The sequence below is a fragment of the Gluconacetobacter entanii genome (genome assembly GCF_013155425.1).
GTDB lineage: Bacteria > Pseudomonadota > Alphaproteobacteria > Acetobacterales > Acetobacteraceae > Novacetimonas > Novacetimonas entanii.
On sequence record NZ_JABJWD010000040.1, the window covers coordinates 15,942 to 41,283 of the forward strand.

31 protein-coding genes are annotated in these 25,342 nt (G+C 63.6%); 6 read left to right on the plus strand and 25 right to left on the minus strand.

What is annotated here, in order from left to right; translation table 11 throughout:
• Positions 1–104: 104 nt before the first annotated feature.
• Positions 105–1,025, plus strand: coding sequence for a LysR family transcriptional regulator (locus HNH97_RS07340; RefSeq protein WP_099347859.1), 921 nt, complete (start codon positions 105–107; stop codon positions 1,023–1,025).
• A 2-nt stretch (positions 1,026–1,027) separates the two neighbouring features.
• On the opposite strand, the gene HNH97_RS07345 is transcribed toward HNH97_RS07340, so the two are convergent.
• The 12 genes from HNH97_RS07345 to HNH97_RS07400 all read right to left on the minus strand — a co-directional run bounded on the left by HNH97_RS07345 (position 1,028) and on the right by HNH97_RS07400 (position 12,975).
• The gene (locus tag HNH97_RS07345; RefSeq protein WP_007396822.1) at positions 1,028–1,261 is read right to left on the minus strand and encodes a DUF2274 domain-containing protein; all 234 of its coding nucleotides are present in this window, start codon (positions 1,259–1,261) and stop codon (positions 1,028–1,030) included.
• Positions 1,258–2,433: a TrbI/VirB10 family protein gene (locus tag HNH97_RS07350; RefSeq protein ID WP_039998459.1), complete on the minus strand. Its 1,176-nt coding sequence runs from the start codon at positions 2,431–2,433 to the stop codon at positions 1,258–1,260. The genes HNH97_RS07345 and HNH97_RS07350 overlap by 4 nt, the downstream gene beginning before the upstream one ends.
• Positions 2,430–3,431, minus strand: coding sequence for a P-type conjugative transfer protein TrbG (gene trbG / locus HNH97_RS07355; RefSeq protein WP_045543510.1), 1,002 nt, complete (start codon positions 3,429–3,431; stop codon positions 2,430–2,432). Before trbG ends, HNH97_RS07350 begins: the two co-directional genes overlap by 4 nt.
• On the minus strand, positions 3,428–4,111 hold the full coding sequence (gene trbF / locus HNH97_RS07360) for a conjugal transfer protein TrbF (protein ID WP_007396825.1): 684 nt from the start codon (positions 4,109–4,111) through the stop codon (positions 3,428–3,430). The genes trbG and trbF overlap by 4 nt, the downstream gene beginning before the upstream one ends.
• A gap of 5 nt (positions 4,112–4,116) precedes the next feature.
• Positions 4,117–5,541, minus strand: a complete 1,425-nt coding sequence (gene trbL / locus HNH97_RS07365) for a P-type conjugative transfer protein TrbL (RefSeq protein WP_007396826.1) — start codon at positions 5,539–5,541, stop codon at positions 4,117–4,119.
• A 5-nt stretch (positions 5,542–5,546) separates the two neighbouring features.
• Entirely contained in the window at positions 5,547–6,350 is an 804-nt protein-coding gene (gene trbJ, locus HNH97_RS07370; protein WP_039998460.1) for a P-type conjugative transfer protein TrbJ, read from the minus strand.
• Entirely contained in the window at positions 6,347–8,788 is a 2,442-nt protein-coding gene (trbE, locus tag HNH97_RS07375) for a conjugal transfer protein TrbE (protein ID WP_007396828.1), read from the minus strand. Before trbE ends, trbJ begins: the two co-directional genes overlap by 4 nt.
• A 13-nt stretch (positions 8,789–8,801) precedes the next feature.
• Entirely contained in the window at positions 8,802–9,080 is a 279-nt protein-coding gene (locus HNH97_RS07380) for a VirB3 family type IV secretion system protein (RefSeq protein WP_007396829.1), read from the minus strand.
• Positions 9,080–9,412: a TrbC/VirB2 family protein gene (locus HNH97_RS07385; protein ID WP_039998461.1), complete on the minus strand. Its 333-nt coding sequence runs from the start codon at positions 9,410–9,412 to the stop codon at positions 9,080–9,082. The genes HNH97_RS07380 and HNH97_RS07385 overlap by 1 nt, the downstream gene beginning before the upstream one ends.
• The gene (gene trbB / locus HNH97_RS07390; RefSeq protein WP_007396831.1) at positions 9,409–10,386 is read right to left on the minus strand and encodes a P-type conjugative transfer ATPase TrbB; all 978 of its coding nucleotides are present in this window, start codon (positions 10,384–10,386) and stop codon (positions 9,409–9,411) included. Before trbB ends, HNH97_RS07385 begins: the two co-directional genes overlap by 4 nt.
• A gap of 149 nt (positions 10,387–10,535) precedes the next feature.
• The gene (locus HNH97_RS07395; protein ID WP_007396833.1) at positions 10,536–10,967 is read right to left on the minus strand and encodes a ribbon-helix-helix protein, CopG family; all 432 of its coding nucleotides are present in this window, start codon (positions 10,965–10,967) and stop codon (positions 10,536–10,538) included.
• 7 nt (positions 10,968–10,974) lie between these two features.
• On the minus strand, positions 10,975–12,975 hold the full coding sequence (locus HNH97_RS07400) for a conjugal transfer protein TraG (RefSeq protein WP_039998462.1): 2,001 nt from the start codon (positions 12,973–12,975) through the stop codon (positions 10,975–10,977).
• 172 nt (positions 12,976–13,147) lie between these two features.
• On the opposite strand from HNH97_RS07400, the gene HNH97_RS07405 reads away from it, so the two are divergent.
• The 3 genes from HNH97_RS07405 (at position 13,148) to HNH97_RS07415 (ending at position 15,045) form a co-directional block, all read left to right on the plus strand.
• Positions 13,148–13,300 (plus strand): hypothetical protein, encoded by a 153-nt coding sequence (locus HNH97_RS07405; protein WP_007396835.1) that lies wholly within the window; start codon positions 13,148–13,150, stop codon positions 13,298–13,300.
• 189 nt (positions 13,301–13,489) lie between these two features.
• A complete protein-coding gene (locus HNH97_RS17900; RefSeq protein ID WP_007396836.1) occupies positions 13,490–14,152 on the plus strand; it encodes a hypothetical protein in 663 nt (220 codons plus the stop codon).
• Positions 14,149–15,045: an abortive infection family protein gene (locus HNH97_RS07415; RefSeq protein ID WP_007396837.1), complete on the plus strand. Its 897-nt coding sequence runs from the start codon at positions 14,149–14,151 to the stop codon at positions 15,043–15,045. Before HNH97_RS17900 ends, HNH97_RS07415 begins: the two co-directional genes overlap by 4 nt.
• A gap of 23 nt (positions 15,046–15,068) precedes the next feature.
• Here the strand turns inward: HNH97_RS07415 and HNH97_RS07420 are convergent, their stop codons facing one another.
• The 9 genes from HNH97_RS07420 to HNH97_RS17905 all read right to left on the minus strand — a co-directional run bounded on the left by HNH97_RS07420 (position 15,069) and on the right by HNH97_RS17905 (position 21,439).
• On the minus strand, positions 15,069–16,808 hold the full coding sequence (locus HNH97_RS07420) for a relaxase/mobilization nuclease domain-containing protein (protein WP_039998463.1): 1,740 nt from the start codon (positions 16,806–16,808) through the stop codon (positions 15,069–15,071).
• A 193-nt stretch (positions 16,809–17,001) separates the two neighbouring features.
• Entirely contained in the window at positions 17,002–17,685 is a 684-nt protein-coding gene (locus HNH97_RS07425; protein WP_025811796.1) for a lytic transglycosylase domain-containing protein, read from the minus strand.
• A complete protein-coding gene (locus HNH97_RS07430) occupies positions 17,682–18,023 on the minus strand; it encodes a DUF736 domain-containing protein (RefSeq protein ID WP_007396840.1) in 342 nt (113 codons plus the stop codon). Before HNH97_RS07430 ends, HNH97_RS07425 begins: the two co-directional genes overlap by 4 nt.
• A 58-nt stretch (positions 18,024–18,081) precedes the next feature.
• The gene (locus HNH97_RS07435) at positions 18,082–18,708 is read right to left on the minus strand and encodes a S26 family signal peptidase (protein WP_039998471.1); all 627 of its coding nucleotides are present in this window, start codon (positions 18,706–18,708) and stop codon (positions 18,082–18,084) included.
• On the minus strand, positions 18,705–19,193 hold the full coding sequence (locus HNH97_RS07440; RefSeq protein WP_025811800.1) for a DUF2840 domain-containing protein: 489 nt from the start codon (positions 19,191–19,193) through the stop codon (positions 18,705–18,707). Before HNH97_RS07440 ends, HNH97_RS07435 begins: the two co-directional genes overlap by 4 nt.
• The gene (locus HNH97_RS07445) at positions 19,190–20,263 is read right to left on the minus strand and encodes a replication initiator protein A (RefSeq protein WP_007396843.1); all 1,074 of its coding nucleotides are present in this window, start codon (positions 20,261–20,263) and stop codon (positions 19,190–19,192) included. Before HNH97_RS07445 ends, HNH97_RS07440 begins: the two co-directional genes overlap by 4 nt.
• Positions 20,260–20,556, minus strand: coding sequence for a helix-turn-helix transcriptional regulator (locus HNH97_RS07450; protein WP_007396844.1), 297 nt, complete (start codon positions 20,554–20,556; stop codon positions 20,260–20,262). Before HNH97_RS07450 ends, HNH97_RS07445 begins: the two co-directional genes overlap by 4 nt.
• 96 nt (positions 20,557–20,652) lie before the next feature.
• Entirely contained in the window at positions 20,653–21,174 is a 522-nt protein-coding gene (locus HNH97_RS07455; protein WP_240906421.1) for a DNA -binding domain-containing protein, read from the minus strand.
• Positions 21,175–21,232: 58 nt separating this feature from the next.
• A complete protein-coding gene (locus tag HNH97_RS17905; RefSeq protein WP_007396847.1) occupies positions 21,233–21,439 on the minus strand; it encodes a transcriptional regulator domain-containing protein in 207 nt (68 codons plus the stop codon).
• A gap of 270 nt (positions 21,440–21,709) precedes the next feature.
• On the opposite strand from HNH97_RS17905, the gene HNH97_RS07460 reads away from it, so the two are divergent.
• Positions 21,710–21,943 (plus strand): helix-turn-helix domain-containing protein, encoded by a 234-nt coding sequence (locus HNH97_RS07460; RefSeq protein WP_015074649.1) that lies wholly within the window; start codon positions 21,710–21,712, stop codon positions 21,941–21,943.
• 26 nt (positions 21,944–21,969) lie between these two features.
• Here the strand turns inward: HNH97_RS07460 and HNH97_RS07465 are convergent, their stop codons facing one another.
• Together HNH97_RS07465 and HNH97_RS07470 are read right to left on the minus strand one after the other, a co-directional pair.
• Positions 21,970–22,125: a hypothetical protein gene (locus tag HNH97_RS07465; RefSeq protein ID WP_007396849.1), complete on the minus strand. Its 156-nt coding sequence runs from the start codon at positions 22,123–22,125 to the stop codon at positions 21,970–21,972.
• A 342-nt stretch (positions 22,126–22,467) separates the two neighbouring features.
• Positions 22,468–22,791, minus strand: a complete 324-nt coding sequence (locus HNH97_RS07470; RefSeq protein ID WP_007396851.1) for a DUF736 domain-containing protein — start codon at positions 22,789–22,791, stop codon at positions 22,468–22,470.
• Here HNH97_RS07470 and HNH97_RS07475 point away from each other — a divergent pair.
• On the plus strand, positions 22,781–23,017 hold the full coding sequence (locus tag HNH97_RS07475; protein ID WP_171790466.1) for a hypothetical protein: 237 nt from the start codon (positions 22,781–22,783) through the stop codon (positions 23,015–23,017). The two genes, HNH97_RS07470 and HNH97_RS07475, sit on opposite strands and share 11 nt — an antisense overlap.
• Before the next feature lie 446 nt (positions 23,018–23,463).
• Here the strand turns inward: HNH97_RS07475 and HNH97_RS07480 are convergent, their stop codons facing one another.
• Both HNH97_RS07480 and HNH97_RS07485 read right to left on the minus strand, forming a co-directional pair.
• A complete protein-coding gene (locus tag HNH97_RS07480; protein WP_007396853.1) occupies positions 23,464–24,399 on the minus strand; it encodes a DUF2493 domain-containing protein in 936 nt (311 codons plus the stop codon).
• A 312-nt stretch (positions 24,400–24,711) separates the two neighbouring features.
• Positions 24,712–25,342 (minus strand): DUF7146 domain-containing protein (locus HNH97_RS07485; RefSeq protein WP_171790467.1); only part of this gene is annotated, 631 nt, incomplete at its 5' end.

Sequence of the window (25,342 nt, forward strand, 5' to 3'; positions counted from 1 at the left end):
AGGATAAAACTGCCATGTTTATTCTGCCCATCTATGCTCGTTTTATACAATTAACGGACAATACGGTTTTGAAACCATGCCGTGGCAAGATGGTGTGACGGGCCATGCGGCGCCCACCGTTCGATCTGTGGCAACTCCTATGCGTGCGGGCAATCGCCGAGCAAGGCAGTATCCACGGCGCGGCACGTTTCCTGAACACCCGGCAATCGGCCGTCAGCCGCTCCCTGCACAACCTCGAAGAGCGGCTGAATGTCAGGCTGTTCACCCGCTCCCCGGCCGGTGCTACCCCGACAGCCTTCGGTGAAGAATTTATCCTCTGGACCCAGATGATCCTGGATAACGTGGCTGGCATGAACGCCCGCGCTCGGCGGACGGGCAAGGGCGAGAATGGCCAGATCTCCATCGGCATCCAGACCTGCGTCCTGCCTGGACGCCTCTCGGCCTTCACGGCGGAGTTCCGTGCTACGCATCCCGATATCATCTTTCGCTATTCCGAGGGCACAGGCAAGAGACTGGTGCGTCGGCTCCAGCGCGGACAGATCGATTTCGCGGTCGTCACACGTCGCAATCTGACGCCAGTCCTGCGCGTCATGCCCCTTTGGAGCGACCGCATCGTGGCGGCGCTCTCCACCGATCACCCTCTGGCGACACGACGGGAAATCTCATGGCAAGATCTGCGTCATGAAACATTCCTGATCGGACGTGATAATGCCGGTCATGATTTCAAGGAACTTATCCGGCGAAAACTCGGTGAAACCGATATCCATCCCAGAATCCGTCATCATGATATCGGCAGCAATCGGGTTGTCGCACTCGTCCAGAACAAGGAAGGCATCGCGCTACTTCCGGCCTCGTGGCTGCCGCTGATCCGCGATCAGCATGGCCACGACATCGCGATCATGGAAATCCGTGACGCAGGCGGTTCCTCCCATCTGGAATTCGGCATTGTCTGGCGGCCCGACAATGAGAATCCCTGCGCCCAGAGCTTCGCCCGATATATCGAAGCCCATCAGCCGTGGCCGTGAGGCTACTTTTCCGACGATGCTGCTTTTGCCTGCCTCCGCGCCCTGGCGAATCCCTTGTCCGACATCATGAACTGCCGAAGCATGGGCGCGACCAGCCGGGCCGGGTCCATCGCCCCATCGTTGCCGGAAAGAAGTGCCGCATAGGCAAGCAGGTCACGATGGAGGTCGGCGGGTAGCGCCACGGTCATTCTGACCGGTTTCTCATCGGGAAGTTCCCGGATTTTCAGGTCCGTCATCGTATATGTCCTTGATCCCGGTAGGGTTTGAGTAGCAGGTCGTGCCCGACCAGAACGGTAAAGGGCAGCCCCGGCCGATCGGTCAGGGTGGGCTGGACGTTCAGACTGCGATCGATCAGCCGGTTACCGACCATGGAAAACCCGTTGCTGGCGCCAGAACGGATCGCCTGCATCAGGTTGTTCTCGTTCCATGACGTCCCGGCTTCGGAGCCCACGCTGAGCAGGGTCGTGGCCAGGGCGGCTTTGAACAACTGCCCCCAGTGACTGTTCACCTCGTCGGACAGGCCGGACTGGCCAATGGCGTCGCCGCCGGGCAGCTTTTCCAGCACCAGGCTTTCGCCATTCGGGAAAATCAGCCGGGTCCAGATAATCTGGGTGCGCTGCTGCCCGAAGGAGACGCTGCTGTTATAGGCCCCGAACAGCAGGCTGCCCTGTGGGATCAGCAGGAAGCGCCCGGTCGGGCTGTCATAGACGTTCTGGGTCACATGGCCCACGATCTGGCCCGGTAGGTCAGAGCTGATTTTCGTGTTCAGCGCGCCAGCGATCGCCGTGCCCGCCTGGAGAACGTAGGGCGAGACCAGCGGCATGATGCGATCGGGGCTGGTTGTCGCGCGATCCGGCTGCCCTTCCAGGAAGGCAATGTTTCCAGCCTGTGGTCCGTCCGTGGTGGACGCCCGCCCCTGAGAGGCAGGAGCGCCCGGCACGGGTGGCATCGCCTGGTCACTGGCACGGTCGCGCTCCCCCGTCTGCACGAACAGCCGGCTGGCGATCGCCGCCTCGGCCTCCTGCGCGGCGCGGTGGTCTTCGGTACCGGAGGCCGCCTTCCCCTGCCCTTGCGCATGCAGGATGGCGCGCCCGAGATCACCGGGCAACGCTGGCCCGAGTTTCGGCACGTCCTTGCCGATATAATCGGAGGGCAGCCCCGCCAGCCCGTCGGCCGAGGGACGGACATCGGTATCCTGTGTGGCCGACGTGGACGGCGGCCTATGGCTGGCCTGAAGGGCGTAACCCAGCGCGAAGGCCACCGCGACCATGCCGACCCCGCCCAGCGACCAGACCACGGTGCGCGACAGACGCACCACGCGCGGCCGATCGGCCCGCAGACGCAGATCGGGCGGCGGCGTTGCAGCACCTGCGGGATTTTCGCCCACTGTCGGCGCCTGCCCGGTCATGTCCGCCGTCCGTCGGTACGGACGATGCGCACCCGTTGCTCGGAATGCTTGTCGCCCAGCCGCAGTTCGGCGGCGGCAAACAGGCGATCCACGATCATCCAGTTCTGCCGCACCCGGTAATTGACCAGTTCCGGCCCACCATCGGCCCCCAGCACAAAGAGCGGGGGCAGTTCCCCCTGCCCGATCCCGGATGGGAAAGCGATATAGACCTTATGCCCATCATCGAAAGCCCGGCTGGGTAACCAGGGCGGTGTGGCGCCTTTCACCGGCTGGATGGCGTAACGGAAATTCAGCGCGTCGAGATCCAAACCCACGTCCACAGGAGCAATGTCATCGGCCGCATCGTTTTGCCGGTGCAGGGCGATCAAATCATCCTCGGGATAGTCCCACGATACCGACGCCATATACGTCACCGGCGTGGAGCGCAGTTCGGCGAGATAGGTGCGCCGATCCGTATTGACGATCAGGTTGGTAGCCAGGTCCGGCCGGGTCGGCTTGACCAGGATATGGATGCGCTTCGTGGCCCCCGCCCCGCTCTCGGTATCGCCGATGATCCAGCGCACGGTATCGCCAGCGGCCACCGGCCCGGTGCCGACCAGCTTTTCACCCTGCTGGAGCATGATATCGGTGATCTCACCGGGCGAGGCATAGACCTGATAGAGCGCGCCGGCAGAATAGGGATAGACCTGCACCGCGTTCACATAACCGGCCCGCGTCGGCTGGATACGCGCCGCCAGATTGGCCTGCGTCACGCGCACGGTCGGGTCGGCGACTTCGGGCACCGGATGGGCCGTGCGTCGTGGCGGCAGCGGCTTGAGCTGGCCCGGCAGGGGAAGGATTTTTGGAACCTCCACGACCTGCACCGGCTTCGGCGGATCGGGCTGGCGCAGGGCCTGAGCGGCATCATCGTAGCGGATGATCGGCGGGTGGTAATGCTGCGCGCAGCCTGCAAGAGGCAGGACAAACAGCGGGAGGAAACGAAGAGCACGACGGATCATTGGCCCAGCTCCTTCGACCAGTTGATGGCGGAGACGTAGATACCCAGAGGATTTTTCCGCAGATGATCGGCGTCACGCGGTGTGCGCAGGACGACCGAGACGATGGCGGTCCAGCGCTCGGTGCCAACAAAAGCGCCGTCGCGGTAATGGCGCTCGCTCCAGGCCACACGAAAGCTGCCGGGCGAGGCCCGGATCACCGAGGCGATATCCACCTCGACCTGCTCGTGCCCGATCCGCGAGAACGGATCGTTGAGGCGGGCATAATCGTTCAGCGCCTGCGCGCCCGACGTGGTGGTGAAATCATAGGACCGCAGCCAGTTCTGCCGGACTACCACAGGGTCCGACGACAGGGCGCGCACGTCGTGGACGAACTGCGCCAGATACCAGGCGATCTGCGGATCGGCGGGCATATAGCCCGCTGTCGCGGGGGCCACGACCTGCGTCTGCCCCAGCCGGTCCACCTGCACCACCCACGGCGTGATGGTGCCGCGCGCGGACTGCCAGACCAGCCCGGCCCCGAGCCCTGCCGAGAGAAAGAGCGATCCGAACGTCATCAGCCGCCAGTTTCTTGCCTGGACGCGGGCGGAACCGATCCGTTCGTCCCAAACCTGCGCTGCTTTCTGATAGGGCGTCACGGGTTCGGGCGTGGTCCCGTAGCGGGTGGTGGAGCGACGGAACATCGTCCTCATTCCTTTTCCGAGAGATCAATGGACGCCGAGCCACTGCCGCCGTCGGCCGAGCGGATGATGTGGGCGGCCTCGGCGGCATGGGTTGCGGCATTGCGACGCTTCATCTTCTGAGCCCAGCGGGGCGGTTCACCAGAACCGCCACCATCTCCACCAGATGGACCATCACCGGCAGGGCCACCTCCCGAGGGGCCGCCGCCACCAGCTGGACCACCCCCACCCGATGGAGACGGCCCGCTGCCACCGGTTTCGTCACCCTCTCCACCGCCCATCCCGCGCGCGGCCCAGCGTCCACCGGCGGCGTAGCTTTCTTTGAGGGATGAACCGGCACGTGATGCCGCCCCTTTGACGGCATTCGCGACGTTCCCGCCGACGGCCCGGCCCATGCCTCCGATCCCGGCGGCCATGCTGCCCGCGCCGCCAGACGCGCCTGCGGCTCCCGCCGAATAGGCGGACGTGGCGGCCCCGGCGATCGCGGCCCCTCCCCGTGCGGCGGCAGCCGTGGCGCCGAGGGCTGCGGCGCCACCGGATGCGACAGCCCCGACACCCGCAACAGCCGCAGCGCCCATGGCACCGACGGCCATGCCGGTCCCTACGGCCGCGCCAGCCCCAAGCTGGGGGGCACCGGAGATCAGCCCGTTGGCGATGCTGCCGCCATAGATGGACAGACCGACGATCGACACCGACGCCAGCACGACCGAGACCGCCTGGCCAATCGTGGGAACCGCGTCGCCATAGGAGGTGTTGAACTGCCGGAACAGGACGGACGCGATGGCGGAGATCACCGCCAGCACCATCACCTTCACGCCCGACGACACAACATTGCCCAGCACCTTCTCGGCCAGAAACGCCGTCCGGTTGAACAGGGCGAACGGGATCAGCACGAAACCAGCGAGGCTGGTCAACTTGAACTCGATCAGGGCCACGAAAAGCTGCACGGCCAGGATGAAGAACGCTGCCAGCACGATCAACCAGGACAGGCACAGCACAAAAATCTGGATGAAGTTTTTGAAAAATGCGACAGGGCCGAGAAGATTATGAACGGACTCCAGCAGCGGCTGGGCCGCATCGAACCCCGTCGCGGCCAGTCGGCCGGGATGGAGGAAATCCGAAAGTGGCAGACTTCCGCCACCGGCCCTGAGACCCATGGCGGCGAAACTGTCGAACACCACCTTCGCAAGATGGTCGAAATTGTTGATCAGGAACGCGAAGAACCCGATATACAGCGTCTTCTTCACCAGACGCTGGATGATGTCCTCATCAGCCGCCCAGGCCCAGAACAGTCCGGCAAGGGCGACGTCCAGCACGGATAATGACCCCGCCAGTGAGATGACATTTCCTTTCAGAAGGCCGAAGCCACTGTCGATCGTGGTCGTGAAGGTATTGAGGAAAGTGTCGATAACACCGACATCGTTCGTGGCCATGACCGTCAGTTCCCACTGCCGCCGAACATGGACACCGTGCCCGGCACGTAGGCGTCATGCTGCGAGAAATGCTGATACTGCGCGTCACTTTCTGCTTCTGTCGCGGCATCGCGCGACTGTTGCAGGGCCATGGCACGCCCGTTCGCGGCCAGTTCCGCCTGGATGTCGGACAGTTGCCGGGATTGCAGGGCCAGAAGCTGATTGCCCGCCTGCGCGGCCTGTAACGCCCCGGTGGAAGTCTGGCTGGCGGAAACCAGTTGCGTCATGGCCGAACTATCGCTCGGGATGTTTCCTACCACCCGCGCCTGCAATTTCAGGGCGTCCTCAAACCCGCCGACGGAATTCTGCCACCGCGTCTGTGCCTGGCTGAACAGGGCGCCGTCAGACATGCCGGCCGAGACGGACGTGTACGCCTGCTGATACTGCTGCTCGACCGACTGCACGCTGTAGGCGATGTTCTGCGCCTGCGCGAGCAGTGCCGTCGTCTGCGAAATCGTTGATTGCAGGGTCGACAATGTCGAAAGTGGCAGGCTCGCGAGATTGCGCCCCTGGTTGACCAGCATCTGCGCCTGATTGGCGAGGGACGTGATCTGGTTGTCGATCTGCTGGAGGGTCCGGGCCGCGATCAGCACGTTCTCGACGTGGTTTGCACCGTCATACACCGCCCACTGGGCATGGGCCGGATGCAAGGGAGAGAATGTCCCGCCAACCGCCAGCATTGCAGAGGTAAAAAGGACACCTCGTCGGAAATGTTTTTCGCTCGCACGACCGAAAAATTCAGCCCAAAGCCGGAAAGATTTTTCAATCATGGCACGCCCTCTGGTCCACGATCATCGCGCAACAGATCTGCCGCCCACATGACGCCACGCGCCTCGAACCACGCGGGGAGAAAACCATTCCGTCCATGCTCCGCCAGCACCGCGTCGATCAGCTTGTGGTCGTCCTTGCCGGATGCCGCGCACAGGGCGAGTGCTACCGGCCCGAGCCCCAGTTCGAACAGACGGTTGCCACGCTGGGCCTGACAGTAATACTCCCGCTTCGAGGCCGCACGGGCGATGATGGCGATCTGCCGCTCGTTCAGCCCGAAATCCCGATAGATCGTGGCGATCTGCGGCTCGATCGCCCGCTCGTTCGGCAGGAAGATCCGCGTCGGGCAGCTTTCCACCACTGCTGGCGCGATCGGACTGTTGGCGATGTCGGACAGGGATTGGGTCGCGAAAATCACCGACGCATTCTTCTTGCGCAGGGTTTTCAGCCACTCCCGTAGCTGGCCGGCGAAATCCCCGTCATCCAGCACCAGCCAGCCCTCGTCGATGACCAGCAGCGTTGGGCGACCATCCAGACGGCCTTCGATGCGATGGAACAGGTAGGACAACACGGAAGAGGCTGCGCCAGAACCGATCAGACCTTCGGTCTCGAACACCACCACGTCGGCTTCACCCAGCCGCTCGGCGTCTGCATCGAGCAGGCGGCCATAGGGACCACCAAGGCAGTAGGGCGCCAGGGCCTGCTTCAGGACGTTGGACTGGAGGAGTGCCACCAGACCGGAGATCGTGCGTTCATGGTCGGGCGATGACGCGAGGGAATTCAGGGCCGACCAGAGATGGGCTTTGACGTCCGGCGTCAGCGTCACCCCCTCGCCGACAAGGATCTGCCCCAGCCATTCGGTAGCCCATTTGCGTTCATCGGGATCATCAATCCCTGCCAGCGGCTGGAGCGAAACGGCGGGGTGGCCGTCATCATCCGTCAGGCCACCGCCGAGATCGTGCCAGTCCCCGCCCATCGCCAGCGTCGCGGCCCGCATCGAACCACCGAAATCGAAAGCGAACACCTGCGATCCTGTATAGCGGCGGAACTGGAGCGCCATCAGCGCCAGCAGCACCGACTTTCCGGCCCCTGTCGGGCCTGCAATCAGCGTGTGACCCACATCACCAACGTGGAGGCTGAAACGAAACGGTGTGGCACCGGCCGTTTTGCCGTAGAACAGAGGTGCCGCCTTGAAATGCCCATCCTGCTCCGGTCCCGCCCACACGGCGGAAAGCGGGATCATATGCGCAAGATTCAACGTCGAGACAGGTGGCTGGCGCACATTGGCGTAGACATGACCGGGCAAAGAACCCAGCCACGCTTCCACCGCATTGAGGCTTTCCGCCATGCAGGTGAAATCGCGGCCCTGGATGATCTTTTCGACCAAACGGAGCTTTTCTGTAGCGATGGAAGCGGAACCATCCCAGACTGTTACCGTGGCGGTGATGTAGGCCTGCCCGACGTCATCAGCACCGAGGGACTGCAAGGCAAGGTCCGCATCCGCCGCCTTGTTGGCGGCGTCGTTATCCACGAGAACCGACGCCTCGTTGGTCATCACCTCCCGAACAATCGCCGTAATGCTCTTGCGCTTTGCGAACCACTGGCGACGGATTTTCGTCAGCACCTTTGTGGCGTCGGTCTTGTCGAGCAGGATGGCACGAGTGGACCAGCGATACGGCATCGCCAGCCGGTTCAGGTCATCCAGGATTCCGGGGAAGGTCCGTGACGGGAAACCGGTAATGGTCAGGGTTTTCAGATAAGCATCGCCGAGCTTCGGCTCCAGACCACCCGACAGCGGCTGGTCCACCAGCAGCGCATCCAGATGCATGGGAATTTCCGGCACCCTGACGCGCTGGTTCCGTGTCGAAATGGTGGAATGGAGATACGTTAGCGTTTCGCCGTCATTGAGCCATGCCGCTTCAGGCATGAACCCGTCCAGCAGGGCAAGCATCCGATCCGTGCGGTCCACGAACGTATGGAGCATGCCATGCGGATCCGGTCCCTCCCGCTCCCGGCCCTCATAGAGAAACCGTTCGGCACGGCCTGATGATTCCGCAGGCGGCAACCAGACCAGCGTCAGGAAATACTGGCTCTCGAAATGCACGCCCTCATCCTCGAACTGCTCATGACGTTCGAGATCGACCATCTGGCTGGCCGCATCGGGGAAATCGCTGTCGGGATATACTGTCGCGGGCACGCGCTGCGCCTCGACGAACATCGCCCAGCCCGAGCCCAGACGGCGCAGGGCATTGTTCAGCCTGCCAGTGACTCCAACCAGTTCCGCTGGTGTGGCACTGTCCAGATCGGGACCACGAATTTTTGCCGTGCGCTGGAATGAACCGTCCTTGTTCAGGACCACACCCTGTTCCATGAGCGCGGCCCATGGGAGAAAATCCGACAGGAGGGCAGCACGGTTGCGATATTCGCCAAGGGACATCATCGCCCTGCCCTCCCTATGACCGCAGCCAGGCGGGGTAACGGAGATGTCGCCGTCCCACCTCGACGAACTGCGGATCGCGTTTGGCACCCCAGACCGCGAGCCCGTGCCCGACGATCCAGAACACGGCTCCAACCAGCCAGAGCCGCAGCCCCAGCGAGATCGCAGCCCCCAGCGTACCGTTGGCGATCGCCAGCGTACGGGGTGCGCCACCCAGCAGGATCGGATCGGTCAGGGAGCGATGCACCGGGACATGAAAACCCGGCACCGCGTCATCGTCATATCCGGCGGCCATCAGATCAGTGCTCCACCCGAGAAGGAGAAGAACGACAGAAAGAACGAGCTGGCCGCAAAAGCGATGGACAGGCCGAAGACGATCTGGATCAGGCGACGGAAGCCGCCGGATGTTTCGCCAAAGGCCAGGGTCAGGCCGGTCACGGTGATGATGATCACCGACACGATGCGCGCCACCGGTCCCTGCACCGATTCCAGAATCTGGTTGAGCGGTTCCTCCCACGGCATGTCCGACCCGGACGCCAGGGCCGAGGAACACCACACCACGGACAACAGCAGCATGGCGGAAAGGACAGGCGCGTGTCGACGCACGCGGATTATGGCATGGGTCATTGAGGTTCTCCCGGATGCTGGAAGGGATGGATGCGATAGGCGCCTGTGGCGGGATCAAGCCCATCCACCGTGGCGAGTTCGGACAACCGGCGCTGCACGCCCCGTCCGGACAGGACGGCGATCACGTCGATCGTCTCTGCAATCAGCGCGCGGGGCACGGTGACGACGATCTCCTGGATCAGTTGCTCCATGCGGTGCAGGGCACCTATGGCGGTGCCCGCATGCAGCGTGCCGATGCCGCCGGGATGGCCTGTGCCCCATGCCTTGAGCAGATCCAGTGCCTCGGGACCGCGCACCTCACCAATCGGGATACGATCAGGCCGCAGGCGCAGGGCCGAGCGCACCAGTTCGGACAGGGTCACGATGCCGTCGCGCGTACGGAGCGAGACAAGGTTGGGCGCAGCACATTGCAGTTCGCGCGTATCTTCGATCAGCACGACCCGGTCGTCGGTTTTCGCAACCTCGGCCAGCAGGGCGTTGACCAGCGTGGTCTTGCCGGTGGACGTGCCGCCAGCGACCAGGATGTTCTTTCTCTCGGCAACGGCCTGGCGCAGGAAATGTGCTTGCCCCTCAGTCATGATCCCGGCCTCGACATAGTCGTCGAGGGTGAACACCGCGACGGCGGGCTTGCGGATCGCGAAGCACGGAGCCGTCACCACAGGTGGCAGCAGTCCCTCAAACCGCTCACCGGTCGGGAGTTCGGCCGAGACACGCGGCGCACCGTCATGCACCTCGGCTCCGACATGGTGGGCGACCAGACGCACGATGCGCTCGGCATCGGCAGGTGTGATGGTTTCCCCCGTGTCGGACAGCCCCTCGGACAGGCGGTCGATCCAGAGCCGCCCGTCGGGATTGAGCATGACCTCGACCACGGCCGGATCAGCAAGGTGCCCCGCAATCGCTGGTCCCATCGCCGTGCGCAGCATGGAAATCCCACGTTGTCGGGCGCCACTCTCAATCGATGTAACCGCCATGGAAGCCCCCCGTCCATTTGGGTCATCCGGCCTTTCCGGACGACGACGGGGATCATTAGAGAGTGTTGTTTTCTCCCGTTTTCAACAGCATTTTCCTGCGATCGTACAGGATCGTAACGGATGCGGTTTTTACTTGCTGGCTGCGGACATCATGATTCCGATGTGGGAGGTACATCCTCCGGGATCTCATGCCGAAAGAACGGCCCCCGGCTGAGTCGTCGGCCAAGGGCAGCCACGAACGCTTCGTAGCGTTCCGCCCCCTGCGCCCGCGCCGCCGCTGCAGCCGGTTCCGGCAAGGGCGGACTGACCGTCATCCAGTAGCGGATGAACAGCGCCAGCGTCTCAAGGCTGATCCCGAGATCGCGCTCCATACGGGCGACCTGCCGGTCGAGGCGGTCCAGCCTGCGACTCATCGCCGCTTCCCGCCGCTCATCAGCATCGGGCGATAGGAAGGATGCGATGGCCGCTTCCGCCACCAAGGAGAGGGACAGATCGCGCCGCGCCGCATGGGCTGTCAGGGCGTCCAGCAGCTTGGGTTCCAGATAGACCGACAGCCGCGCCTTTTTCGGGGATGTCCTCATTGCGCCCTCACAGCCCGAGATCGTTGCCACGGTCGAGACCAGCCTGCCGGGCAATCCGCGTCAGGTCGGCACGATCCCGCGCTTCCGGATCCGGTGGCAGTTCCTCGCCAAAGAGGTCAGGCGCTGTGGGCTTCCTGTGCTTGCCGATATCCGCTGGGTCATGCTCGCGCGACCATTTCCGTCCCGTGTCGAGGGATTCATCACTATCGGCATCGCCGGGTTTATCCGGTGCCGCCGACGCCCCCGCCTGCTCCGGTGGCGGGGTGACAGGAGACGGACGACCACTCCAGTCATCGGGCCGGACAGGCCGGGGCAATTGCGTGGGATCGGGCGGCGGCAGGACGCGCTCGACGAAGCGGCGATCCCGGAAATACCGCGCTTTCCGTGCGCGGATCGGTGGACACCCCGCCACCATGACGACTTCCTCCCGTGCCGGGATCTGCATGACTTCGCCCACCGTCATCAGGGGCCGCGCACTCTCCTGCCGTGATACCATGAGATGCCCGAGCCAGGGCGACAGCCGGTGCCCGGCATAGTTCTTCTGCGACCGGATTTCGGTGGCCACACCCAGCCCATCGGACACCCGCTTCGCGGTGCGTTCATCGTTCGTGGCGAAACTGACCCTGACGTGACAATTGTCCAGGATGCTGTTGTTCTGGCCGTATGCCTTGTCGATCTGGTTAAGGGATTGCGCGATCAGGAACGCCTTGATCCCGTAGCCCGCCATAAAGGCCAGCGCGCTCTCGAAGAAATCCAGCCGGCCAAGAGCAGGAAACTCGTCGAGCATCAGCAGCAGGCGACGCCGCCCCTCCCGGCCAGACAGATCCTCCGTCAGTCTCCGCCCGATCTGGTTGAGGATCAGGCGGATCAGCGGTTTGGTGCGGCTGATATCCGAAGGCGGGATGACGAAATACAGGGAGACGGGCTGCTCGCCCTCCAGCAGGTCACCGATCCGCCATTCGCAGCGACTGGTCACGGTAGCCACCACCGGATCACGGTAGAGGCCGAGAAACGACATGGCGGTGGACAGCACGCCGGAGCGCTCGTTATCTGATTTGTTGAGCAGCTCCCGCGCCGCCGAGGCCACGACGGGATGCGGTCCCTTCCCGTCCAGATGGTTCGTGCGCATCATGGCCGACAGGGTCGCCTCGATCGACCGCTTGGGGTCGGAGAGAAATTTCGCCACCCCGGCGAGCGTCTTGTCGTCCTCGGCATAGAGCACATGCAGGATCGCACCGACCAGCAGGGCATGGGAGGTTTTCTCCCAGTGATTGCGCCGTTCCAGCGACCCTTCGGGATCGACCAGAATGTCGGCGATGTTCTGCACGTCGCGGACCTCCGACGCCCCGCGTCGGACCTCCAGCAGCGGATTGTAGGCCGAGGACGCCGGATTGGTGGGATCGAACAGCAGCACCCGCCCGAAGCGATTCCGGAAACCGGCCGTAATCTGCCAGTTCTCGCCCTTGATGTCATGGATGATGGCCGAACCCGGCCAGGTCAGGAGCGTGGGGATCACCATCCCCACACCCTTGCCGGTGCGCGTCGGCGCGAAGGTCAGGACGTGCTCGGGACCGTCATGTCGGAGATAGGCCCGGCGGTATTTGCCCAGCACCACGCCATCCTCGCCCAGCAGTCCGGCCGCGCGGATTTCCGCGTCCTCGGCCCAGCGGGCGGAGCCATAGGTCGCGGCCCGCTTTGCCTCACGGGCGCGGTGGACGGACAGCGCCACGGCCGCTGCAAAAGCCAGCACCCCGCCGGAACCCGCGATCCAGGCGCCGCGCGCGAAGACCGCCGGCACGTAGGCGTCGAACTCATACCACCACCAGAAAAAAAGCGGCGGAGCGTAGACCGGCCAACGATGCAGAACCGTGAACCACGGTTGACCGAGTTCCGGTTGGAACGCCAGTTCCCAGGCCGTCCATTGAGTGGCCGTCCACCAGGACAGCACGATCATGGACAGGACCACGAGCGCCTGTCCCCACTGGATACGTGTTCCCGGCTGGTCCATCGATCCCTCCCCTTGTCATGGGAGACAGCGAAGAACCGGGATTTTCCGAGAAGCAAGCGTCCTGTGTCACCTGTCGTACCAGTGCGTACAGGAGCGAAAAAATACTTGCACGTTGCGGACTACAGCCAAACCCGCACATCATGCGCAGAATAACCCCGGAAGGAGTCGAGCCATGACCGGATCATCGCCCCTCTTCCCCCCGTCTGACGATACCGTCGATCAGCAATGCACGGAGGAACAGCGGAAGCTCGACCATGTGATTGATGCGGTGAACGCATTGCACACAGGGCACGGCTTCCTGAGCGATGAATTTCCAACGCTTTGAACTGCCCGCCATAGTCACTCTGGCCAAGGCGCTTGACGGGCAATATAAAGAAAAAGGCCCGCCTTTCGGCGGGCCTTAATATATCCTTGGACGATGAGGGGGGGCATAAGCCCGCGTTCTCAAAGCCGCTGCGTTCTTATATCGTGGCTCTGATGCCACCGTCAATATCGTGCCTACAGGAACTCCTCATTGCCTTTCTCCCCGGCCGAGATACAGGATCTGCCCGTCGTCATTTCCGCACCACGCTTTGCAACATACCTGCAAGCCATGGGCAACGACCGGGAAAAGGCTCTCGCACTTTATGAGTGGAATCTCGACGTTTCATCGGCGCTGATCATCCCGCTTCAGGTCTGCGAGGTTGCTGTCCGCAATGGCATCGCTGAAGCGATTGAGCACGTCCATGGTGCCAACTGGCCATGGAACAATGGCTTCATCCGAAGCCTGCCTCGCCCGAAAGGTCGGGCGCGATATAACCCGGCGATCGATCTTCAGTCTCGCGCCTCGACGCTGCCCACAACCGGCAAGATCATAGCTGAATTAAAGTTTGCATTCTGGGAGAACATTTTCACTGCTGGTCAGGACAGTCGCATCTGGAACACACATTTGCGTAACTGTTTCCCCGGAGCCCCATCAGGACAAACGATACCGCAATTGCGGGCAGCGGCCTATGCGGACCTCCAGATCATTCGACGTCTGAGGAACCGGATCGCGCATCACGAACCAATCTTCACTCGCAATATCGCCGATGATTATCAACGGATCCATGACATGATCGCATGGCGCAGTCAGGTGGCCGCCGCCTGGATGGACCGAAAGCAGACCGTTCTCACCCTGCTCGCGATGAAGCCATGACCCACAAGTTCTCTCCGTTTGTCATCAAAGCCTTGGTCGACACAATCACGAGTGGTGCTGGAAACGATAATACACCCCCAATCGGGGTCTATCGCTCAGGCCCCCAAATCGAGCAGTTCTTTCTCAACTGTGGCCTCGACATGCGTATTGGCGCGAGTTCGCGCGTCCCGGCCACAACTGACTTCCTCCGCAGGGTCGCCAACCACCCTGATGGTAACGCTGAGGTCTATCTCACCCGGATTATCGAACAGGTCTGTGACCCCCGCACCTATCTGGAGCATCCTGACAGAGCGACCGCTGTACGCGAGCATCTCAACAAGGCTCTTGGAGCTGACCAGTTGGCCGTCGTTATCGTCGGCGGGAAGGCTGTTCTGACAGAGCGTCAGGGAGCCGGCGGAATTGTCGAACCATTTATCAAGAAAGTGGCCACGCTGGATTTCGACACGGTCCAGATGGAAATCGCACGGGCTCTCCCCAATCTGGAAAGCGATCCGGAAGATGCGGTTACAGCGGCCTGTTCCCTGATTGAGGCGGTGTGCCGTTCGATCCTCGTGGAACTTGCCCTGCCACTGCCGCCCAAAAAGGATATTGATGGGCTGATCCGCGCTGTGCAGATACCCCTTGGCCTATCTCCTGGTCGTACCGATCTCCCGTCGGAAATAGAAGCGGACATCCGTCAGACGCTCAGTGGTCTCACCTCCGTTGCCAAAGGCATTGGCGCATTACGAACGCACGGTGGAGATGCGCATGGTCGCGAAAAAGGTTTCCGGCGCATTGACGCGCGGATTGCTCGGCTTGCCATCAATGCGGCGAGTTCGTTGGCACTGTTCCTGATCGAAACCTGGGAACGCCAGGAACATCGTGCCCTGCCCCAACATGCTGAGCAAATCTGAAGATCAGTCATCCGATTTGCCCATCACAATCCGAGTCCTCGCTTGCGCGCGAACGACCAGTCAATCCCCCCATCGCCGCGCATGATTCCCGACACCTCCCGCCCTCGCTGTTTTTCCAGCGACGGCGACCACGGCACCAGCTCGAAGCCCAGCCCGTCGTCGATCATGGCGAACCGGCCCGACGCCAGGTTGAGACGCTGACGATAGGTGCCGGCAACGGGATTGCCCTCGTCACTCCGCCGGAAGGGGATTCCCGACTTCCCGGCGAGGTTCCGGCCCAGCGCGTCCAGTTCCCGCTGACGCAGGGTGCCGATCAGGTTCCGCGCATAACGGATGCTCCCGCCGTCGCGGCTGGCCAGCCCCTGCTTCACCAGATGATCCGCCCGCTTTTCCATGGCTTCTTTGGCCTCGGCGCCGAACCCGGTGGACGCCAGAGCAGGAGGCTCCCGAGCGATGGCCTGCCGGTCGAGCCAGGTCGCGCCCTCCGCCGTCACCTGCCGTTCCAGCGTGACGTCCGAGCGCACGGCCAGCGCGACACGGTCACGTCCCTGTTTGTCGGTGAAACGCCGCAATTCCACGATCGAACCGACCGATCCATCGCCAGCGGCTTCGAGGTGCGGCAGGCGGACATGGTGCGTGCGTCCGTCAATCCCGTCGATGACCGCATAAGCCGTGCCGCGCAGTTCATCATCCAGACCACGATCGACCAGCCGACCGATAACGGGATCGGTGGTATCCTCGGCGGCCATTACCCAGGATGACGCGGCACGGTCGATCTTCTGCTCCGCCAGCCCCCGGTGGATCCGTTTGATGATGTCGTTGCGCTCGCTGATCTCCCGCAGGGTCGCCTCCGCGCTCTCGTCCATCCGCCAGCGATCCGGCCCGACCTGGTGCGCCAGCCCCATGGTTTCCAGACGGCGCAGGCGCCCCAGCTTCACGGTGGCGAAGGCGTCCGGCGTTTCGCCCGGCGCGCGCCCAAGATCGATGACACCATCCTCTCCCGCGTCCCTCTGAAGCTGGCGGTCCAATTGAGTCCAGCGGTCGGCGTTCACCTGCCGCTCGACCGCCTGATGGATATCATGATCGGTGCGTGGTCCGAGTTCCAGCGTCACCAGATCCTGAGCACGGGCACGCATGCCTTCGCGGATATAATCGCGCGCGATCACCAGGTCGGTGCCATCTTCCGCGACGCCCCGGACGATAACGTGCAAATGGGGGTGCGCGGTGTTCCAGTGATCGACGGCGACCCAGTCGAGTTTCGTGCCGAGATCAGATTCTATCTGCCCCATCAGATCCCGTGCGAAAGCCCGCAGGTCCGACATCTCCGGCGCATCCTCGGGAGAGACGATAAAGCGGAAATGGTGACGGTCCCCATCGCAGCGTTCTGCGAAGTCCGAGGCACGGATATCGTCGCTGTCCTTGCCGAACAGGCGCGCATCCTCGCCGTCCCGCGTCACGCCCTCCCGGCGGAGATAGCGAAGGTGTGCTGCCAGCGGTGTGGCGCGCGGCGCATGCCTCACGACGCGGGCCTTGATGACGACGCCGCGTGAGCGGCTGGTCAGCAGGCGATTGGCGGCATGGGCGGCTGCCCTGCCGCGCCCGAAACTGGAGCGACGCCCGGCACTGATTTTTCCCGCGCGGGAAACCCTGCCACCGGCCCGCTGCACGGACGCCAGCACCTGCGTCACGAAAGGCCGCGCCTGCCGGGCGCGGGTGGAGCGGATGCGCCCCGGTCGAACCCGGAATTCCTCATCCCTGTTCATAAAAAATGCCCTACACCGCGCGAAAGATCGCGTCGGATCAAAGAGATGACACCTCAACGCGAGGTGCGGAAAATCCACGCACCTCGCAACGAGACCTAAAAAACCCCGGAAAACAGCCAACCCGACCGAGCCGCGATGTGCGGCCTTTTATCCAGCCCTCACTTTTTCTGTCCTTTTCCGGGGTTTTCGTGATTCACTTCCCCTGCGCCAAACCCACTCCCGGCGCGCTACGGACATGACCTGCGAAGAGCGTGGACGGAGTAAAAATCGTCTGCCCGGATCGTCTTAAAAAAATGCCCTGAGATGACGATGAAAGCGCACTTTCGCTGCCGGAAATGAAGAGCGACGCGGAAGTCCAGCCACCCGCCGGAGCAATGGAAAGCGGGATGGAGAAATGCGCGCTGAACGACGGGTCATCGATCAGCCGGGCGACAGATGCGACATAGGAAACCGTCTCGGCAGGCAATGGCCGACCAGTCGCCAGATGATCGTCATAGCGACCGGGACCGGCATTATAAGCGGCGAGAAACCCTGCATCGCCGTAGCGATCATGCAGCCATCGCAGATAGGCTGCCCCGGCCGCGATGTTGTCATGTGGATCGAAGGGATCATCCCCCAGATTGAGCGTGCGGCGGACGTCCCTCCACGTGCCGGGCATAAGCTGCATCAGACCCATCGCACCGGCGCCGGAGACCGCGTGCCGATCGCCAGCACTTTCGGCACGGAGGACTGCCCGCACCCACGCTGGCGGGATCGCGTTCCGTTCCGCCGCCTGACGCACCAGATCGTCGAAATCCTGCGCGTGGGCGATGGTCGGCGAGAGCGTTAGCGCGAGCACGGCCAGCACGCCGGCGGACATAAAAAACCGGGCGCTCATTCCCGGCCTCCTGGGCGTTTTGCAGGCCGGTTCCAGACCAGTTGCCACTCGCGGCCACCACGTCCGGCCTGGAACAGTGTGGCGCGGATCGGCTGCATGAAAGTGGGATCGTCCAGGAGCACAGAAACATACTCGCCGGCACGTTCCCCGGTGCGTTTCCATCCCGCGCCCAGCTCGGGGCCAGTATCCCCGTCACCCAGGTGAATACGATAATCCGGAGCATGCTCCGCGCCATTGTTTTCCGCTGGTACGAAGGTCAGTTCAGCATCCAGCGATAGGGTGCGCACGCGTCCGGCAAAACCATCAGCGGTGCGGGTGAAAAATCCGATCTGGCTCATGGGAAAAATCCTTTCAGACAGAGTGGGAATGACGGAAAATCCGACGACCACGTCACCGTCATTGGATGGGCGGTTCGCTCTCTTTCGCGGGCAGCATGGGCGGAGCCAGAAGCAGTCCCTTCCGCGCGGGATCATCCGGTTCCGGGAGGGGATCGAAATGCGGCGGCGGCTCCGCCTCTCCCGTCCTGACATGCACCGGCACGGCGCGTCCGATGACGGTGTCCATCGGCAGGACACCGAAATACCGCCCGTCCAGACTGGTTGGCACGGCAGCGTTCATGACGAAGACCTGCCCCGGCCCGAGACGTTGACAGCCCTGCCAGACCGGCAGGACCCGGCCCCGATGGTCGATGGGTTTCGCATCACCGACGGCCTTTCCGTCGATGGTGACATGCGCGCCGTTACGGCAGACACTCTGCCCCGCCAGTGCTGCCACAGGCTTTAGCAGCGGCACGCCGAAAGGCAGGTAGCCGCGTGTCGCCAGCAGCGTCGCCTCGCGCTCCGGCAGGCGGATGGCGACGATGTCACCTACGCGCACCGGGACCGTGGGCTGAATGCGATACAGCCCGACCGGAACACTCGCCGTTTCGTTCCAGACCCAGCGTGGCGCGGGATGAAATGCCAGCGAGGCACCGACGCCGAGCACGGCGAAATACGTGGTAAAAAACCAGCCGCGCCGGGTCATGACGCCGCCCTCCGGCGCAGCCACGCCTCGTGGCGCTCTGACGTGTAGGGACGCGGCTCCTGCGCCGCCGTGAGCCGGTGATGCAGATGCCGCCAGTGATCGGGACAGGCGGCGACAGGATCGATCCCCAACGCCTCCACGCCGTCGATAGCCTCCAGCACCCGGCGCACTTTTGGCCAGCCGCTCTGGCGCAGCAGGCTCTCGCCGCCGGGACGAACAAAGGGCACGGTCTGGCATGCTTCCTGCGCCCCGACGGCGCGCACGATGTCGATGCAGGACACCACAGTGCCGAAATCGTTCGCGGCCCAGCGGATGAAAGCGAACACGCTGTCCGGCGTGAAGCTCATCAGCCTGCGCCGACGGTCGAGAATGAGATCCTCTATGGGATGACCGAACCGGACCCAGTGCTCGATGCGCTTCTCGATCCAGGTCAGTTCGACCGTGGTGAGCACATCGCCCCGTAGCCGGAAAGAACAGTCGGTCATGGGACACCGACCATGCGATCCGCGACCGCTTCCCGAGCCTCTTTTTCCCGTCTCACCGGGGCTATCGGGAAGGTGTCCGAAAGGCCGGAATCCCCTACATAATAAGTTATTATATAAGTTATATAAGTTAAGAGGCCGATTCCGCCTTCAAAACCAATGGGTTGCGCCGTTTTTCGCCAATGGTCCGACGATGAATCCGCCAACGGTCCCACGATATGATGCGCCGCCGGTCCGACGACAGGTTTCACATCGTTATCCACAGTCCCAGTGGATTGACTCGTTGGAGCGGCGCATAAAACTCCCAGTTTTCCGCCAGAAATGACACGAAACGTGTAACCTGGAACCGTGCGGGCGAGGGCTATGGCACGGATTTTGGCGGCGAAGTCGCGACGCCGGGTCAGGCTGCCCGAGCGCGCATGCAGGTCCGCCAGATCGAAGCACCATCCCTCCTTCTGTCGCCCGGCATGGCGTCGCGCCAGGCGGTAAAGCCACCGCTCCAATCCCCCGCCAAGACGGAAATAGGCAGGGTCGACGCTCAGGACGCGGGAACGGTCGCAGGCGGCCTCCATCAGCCAGTCCGCCAGCGTCAGGGCCACCCCATCCTCACGGGAAATCCGGACGTCACTGATCCAGGTAAACGGCTTCTCCCGCCAGTCCGCGCCATTGCGGATGTTGGTAGCGACGGTCGTGGCCGCCAGACGCCCGAGCGCGCCGTGCAGGCGCCGATACTCGTTCGCCCCCGTCGCCCAGCCCAGATCCTGGAACAGACGCCAGGGCGTGAAGCGCACATGGCGCGATACCCACAGGTCGTGGTTCAGGGCATCGACGATCTGTCCGGTCAGCCACAGCAGCACGTCCGCATCCCAGATCGTGGCCATGCCCGATCCGTCCGGTGCCGACACCGTCACACTGGCATGCCGCGCCTCGTAATCGACGGGGATGACACGCGGCGTTTTCCCCAACGGGAAGAACGGGCGGCCCATTAGATCGCGGACGTCGCGGGGCCTTGCCGCCCCCGTGACCACGAAGCGGCGGTCGGGCTGACGCCAGCTATCGGCGGCTGGCATCATCGTCCGGCACTCCGCTGCGCCTTGCGAGCCCTGGCCTGCAAGCGGATGATATAGGCGCGGGGATCGGCCGGCATGGGAATGCCGCCACCATCCCCGGTGGACAGCCGGACGTTTAGATCGGCCCAGGCGCAGAGATCTTCCACGGCATAGACGATCCGGCCGCCAAGCTGGCGGTAGAGGGGACCGGTGCCGCAACTCCGGTGTTTTTCGAGGGTGCGGATGGACAGGCCAACGAAATTGGCCGCGTCCGGGGTGCGCAGATAGCGCGGTGGCAGAGTCGGCTGGACACGCATGGGGTCTTCCTCCCGGTGGATCGGGCCGCGTGCGGAATGTCGCGGCTCATGGGAGGACGCTGCCGGAGAATGAGCTGTGGGGAGGGATGACAAAGTTCAGGCCGCCAGACTGTCACCCCCCTGCTTCAGCCCCTGAAGGAGGGCGATGTGGCCGCCGTTCAGATAGAAGTCGGCACCGTCGAGGTCGCGGTAGAAAGCCCGGTGCCATGAGCTGGCACGCCACTCATTGCGGGACAGGTGCAGGATGCGCTCGCCGTAGATGCCGGCTGCGATCCGGCGCGCTGTCACCCCCGTGCGCCGGCCTTCGGCGATGCAGAGCATGCGGATCTGGCGCAGTTTCTGCTGGGGACTCAGGCGCAAGCTGGAAGGAAGAGGACCGGGCGCCTGGCTGGCAAGCAGGCGGCCGAAGCGTGCAACGCAGGCCAGACGGGTCGGGAGGTGCCCGTCATCGATGACGAACCAGGTTCCTGACGCATCGGGCTGCCGATCGACGACTATGACAAGGCGCAGCGGACCCGCCGCACTGTCCAGCACGAGATGGATGCCATCGGGACCATCATGTCGTGCCCGCTCGTATGGCGTGAGACGGGACAGGATGTCACCCCCATCGCCACGCACGGCAACCTCCGGCGCGATGTCCGGATCCCAGAATGCGGGGGCAAGCCAGGCGGGGAGATCAGGATCGACAGGGAAAACGCAACCCCCAGCGACGAGCAAAAGCGCGCCATGCCTCGGCGTCAACCTTGCCCATCGTCATGGTTGCTGCATGATCGCGCCGGTAGGCCGGATTGTGTCGCAGCCATTCCTGGGCGAGACCGGCAGAGTCGAGCCCGGCGTAGGCGCGACGAAGGGGTGCGGCATCCCACGGCCGGATTGTCGGCACGTCCCCCTCCCCCGATATGTCATGGATTCGACCCAGTATCCGGTGCGGAACCGGAACGGATAGTCCCGAAGACTCAGGGAGGTGATCCCAAACATATCCGGCAAGGTCCGGGTAGTTTCGATATTGAGGGGTAATTCACGCCAGATGGGCCGGAAACTTCGGTTTCCGCGACATCACGTGATGCCCATAGCGCATCACGGGAGAAGGCGTTTGACGTCCGTGTATTATAATACGTAGCGCGATAATACACAAATCGTTCCTATCCTGCGGATGGACATCCGAGGACTTTTCGGCGCGAACGTGAGGCGCCTGCGGCGCGCCGCCGGTCTCAGCCAGGAGGCCCTGGCGGAACGGATGGGCGTGGACCGCGCCTATATCAGTTGGATCGAGACCGGGCGCCAGAACGCGACGCTGCTTTCGCTGTGGCATGCGTCGCAGGCACTGGACGTGCGGCCGGCCGCGCTACTGGACGAAAGTCACTTCCCGACGGACGATCAGAAATAGGCTTCCTCACCCTGCCGTATCCGCCCTCAATGGGGCGGTGGCGGCCTGTGTGATTCGATACGGGTCTGTTGTGCAAGCGCCTCTTTGAGTTCGCGCTCGATCTGTCGGCGCTCGCGTTTGCTGAGATGAAAGCTGGTCAGTTCGGCGCGCAGCATCTGGATATGGTCGTGTAGCGTGGTCATCGTCCTGTTCCTTTCGTTTCTCGAAGACAGGACGGACGGCTCATGCCGGGGCGGACCGGGTCAGGGATCGCCGCAGGCGACCGGCTCGCCGGCGCGTGGGGGAGCCGATTTTGCTCGGCGTGCCCGGCACGGGTGCGCCGGGCAAAATTGGGGGGACCACGCGTCCTTGACGCGGTGCGCCCTCGCGCATGGTACAATGGGAAGGCTGAGGGAAAGCCTCGTGTTCCTCCTGCGTCTCACGTCGGGCGACCAGCGCTGTCGCCCGCGCCCCGGAAGAGCACCCGGAAAAAAGACCCAGAAGGCCCCGCCCGGAGAGACCGGGCGGGGTTGGGTGTGGGAGGTTCAGTCCCCGTTCCGGCTGCGGGGCCGGGTCCAGATCAGGGAGTAACCCTCGCCGTCCTCGTCGGTGAACAGGTTGGCGAAGATCGGGGCGGCGAAGGAAGGATCATCCAGCTTCAGGCTCAGATAGGTGCGCCCTTCGCTGGAGCGGCGGGTCCAGGCCGCACCGAGTTCAATCCTGCCCAGATAGACGCGGTAGTTGGGGGCGTTGTCGTTGGGACGGTTGGTTTCGGCCACCAGCCGGACGTTGCGGGCCTGCAGGGCCAGGGTGACGATTTCGCCTTCGAAGCCTTCGCCCACCTTCTTGAAGGAACCGATGTTAGCCATTGTCGTATCTCCATGCTGTTATCGGGCCGCGACCACCGTGGCCTCGATGGCGATCGACCAGCCGGAGGCGAGCGGCAGAGCACCCCGCAGGGGCCGCAGCGCAGCGGAGGACGGCAGGGCCGGAACTTTCTTGTTTCGCGAGGAATGGCGGCGCAGCCGTCAGGGGAAGAAAGTTCTGGAACGCCGTTGCGGCCAGCCGATCGAGGCGCAGCCGGTCTTCGGCTAGATCAGCCATCCGACAGAGGCCATGGTGTGCGAACCCGCCAGCCCCATGGAGAGACGATGCCGGCATGACTGGTCCGTCAGGTGGGGGACGATGCGATCTGGCGCGAGACTGTCACGCTGCCACTGTTGTAAACTGGCCCCATCTGGTGGTCGTTTTTGCCGTCCCCGATATTACGCCCCCTTTTCACCCGCTCATGGGCAGGGTTACTCGTGCGGTGCTACAGGCCCCCGCTCCCGGCACAGGCGCATCCTTTCAAAGCGGGCTGGATGATCCCTCGTTCGCTGCCTGCCGTCCCGCCGGTTCTCCGGGCGGGGCCTTCCGGGGGGTGGGCGAACTTGCTTCCCGCCATCAGGTGCGCAGGAACTGGGGAGCCCGACGTCATTGCGGATCAGTCGTCTGGCAGCAGATGTCAGGCCGCTTTCATGAAACAGTCATGGGAATAGCGCTCACGCGCCACTCCCTTTCTGGAACCTCCAGACCGGGATGCCCATCTGCTTGGCCTTGTCGGCCAGATTGTCCTGAATGCCAGATCCGGGGAACACCATGACGCCTACGGGCAGGACTTTCAGCAGGGCGTCATTGCGCCGGAACGGGGCGGCCTTGCCGTGCCGGTTCCAGTCCGGCTTGAAGGCGATCTGGGCGACCTGCCGGTGATCGGCCCAGCGGGAGGCGATGAATTCCGCCCCCTTGGGTGAGCCGCCGTGCAGCAGCACCATATCGGGATGCTTCTCGCGCACCTTGTCCAGACGGTTCCAGATCAGAAGATGGTCCTCGTAATCAAGCCCGCCAGTCACTGCGACCTTTGGTCCGCGGGGCACGAGCAGTTCCGTTTCGGCTTTACGGCGGGCGTTGAGAAAATCACGGCTGTCGATCATGGAGGCCGTCAGGGTGCTGCGACTGACCAGCGAACCGGAGCGTGGCCGCCAGGGTGACATCGTCAGGCGTTCGAACTGGTCGCAGGCGAGGTCGCGGAATATCTCACAGGCATTGCGTCGCTCCAGCAGGGTCAGCCCCTCGGCAATGAGGCGCTCCAGTTCCACCGAGCGTATCTCGCTGCCATCCTGTTCCTGCTGGCTGCGTTTCTGCGCCTGCTCATTGCGGTCAAGATCCCGCTCCACCTGCCCGACCATGCGGTGGAAGACGTTGACCGTGGACCAGAGCAGCGGTTCGAGATCGGGTTCCAGCCGGGTTTCGGTCAGTGTAGCTGACAGGGCATCGAAGATATCGGCCACCGCACCCTCGATCTGGCTGGCGTCAGGCAGCGGCCTTGGGTCCGGCTCGTCTTCAAAGGGACGATGGCCGTAAAGCTGGAGTTCGGCCAGCACATGGGCGGTGGAAGATGTGGCGTGTACGGGTTCGAAATCGTCCTGTGTGCGGGTCATGGGTCTGTCCTCCGGTTCTGGCCGCGCCCCTCGCGGCCTTTCCGGGGGCGGATAGCGGCAGACGAAGGCCGGGCCGGAACCGCGCAACGCGCGGCCGGAACGCAGTGAAGGATGGCAGGGAGACGGCTATTTTGCTTCGCGATGCAAAGCGCGGCACGCGCGGCGGAAAATAGCCGTCTCCGCCATTGAAGGCCCGGCCTGGCTGACGCCCGCTCCCCTTCCTGAAAGGCCGCGGGCGCGCCCCATCCGGAAACAGGACAGCCCCGTGCTACACGGGAAAGAAGGAGACCCTCACCTCCTTCCCGGCCCGCCTCAGTGCGTAACCGGATGCAGAAACCGCGCCACGTCCTGAGGGGCAAGCTGGGGATGCAGGATCGCCCGCATCGCCCCACGCCCGAGATAGCGGAGATCATCGTTGAAATCCGCCAGACGCGGTGACAGCACGAGGCACTCGATCCCGGCTTCCTGCGTCCGGGCCTGCAGGGCCGTCACCGCATGGTCCCCGGCCGGGTCGTCATCGCGCAGCACGTAGAGGCGGCGCAGCGCGGACGGAAACGTCATGGCGGCGAGATGCGCCGAGGACAGGCAGGCGGCCAGTGGCAGATCGGGCATGATCTCATGGAGCGAGAGCACCGTCTCGATCCCCTCGCCCACCGCCTGAACGTCGGACACCGCGCCAAAGCGCACGGCATTGCCAAGCAGGTCGCCCATCGCCCGGCGGGGCATGGCGACGGGTGCCTTGCCCTTTCCATCCCGCGCCAGCCAGGTGCGATGGATGCCGGTAACACGGCCATCCAGGTCGGTCACGGCGGCAATCAGCGCGGGCCAGGTCTGGGTCGGACTGTCGGCATCGGCCCGGTAGTAGCAATTCGGGTGCAAACGCAGGGATGACAGGTCTGGCAGGTGGGTCAGATCACGATGCCGCAGCCAGGTTTCCGCCAGT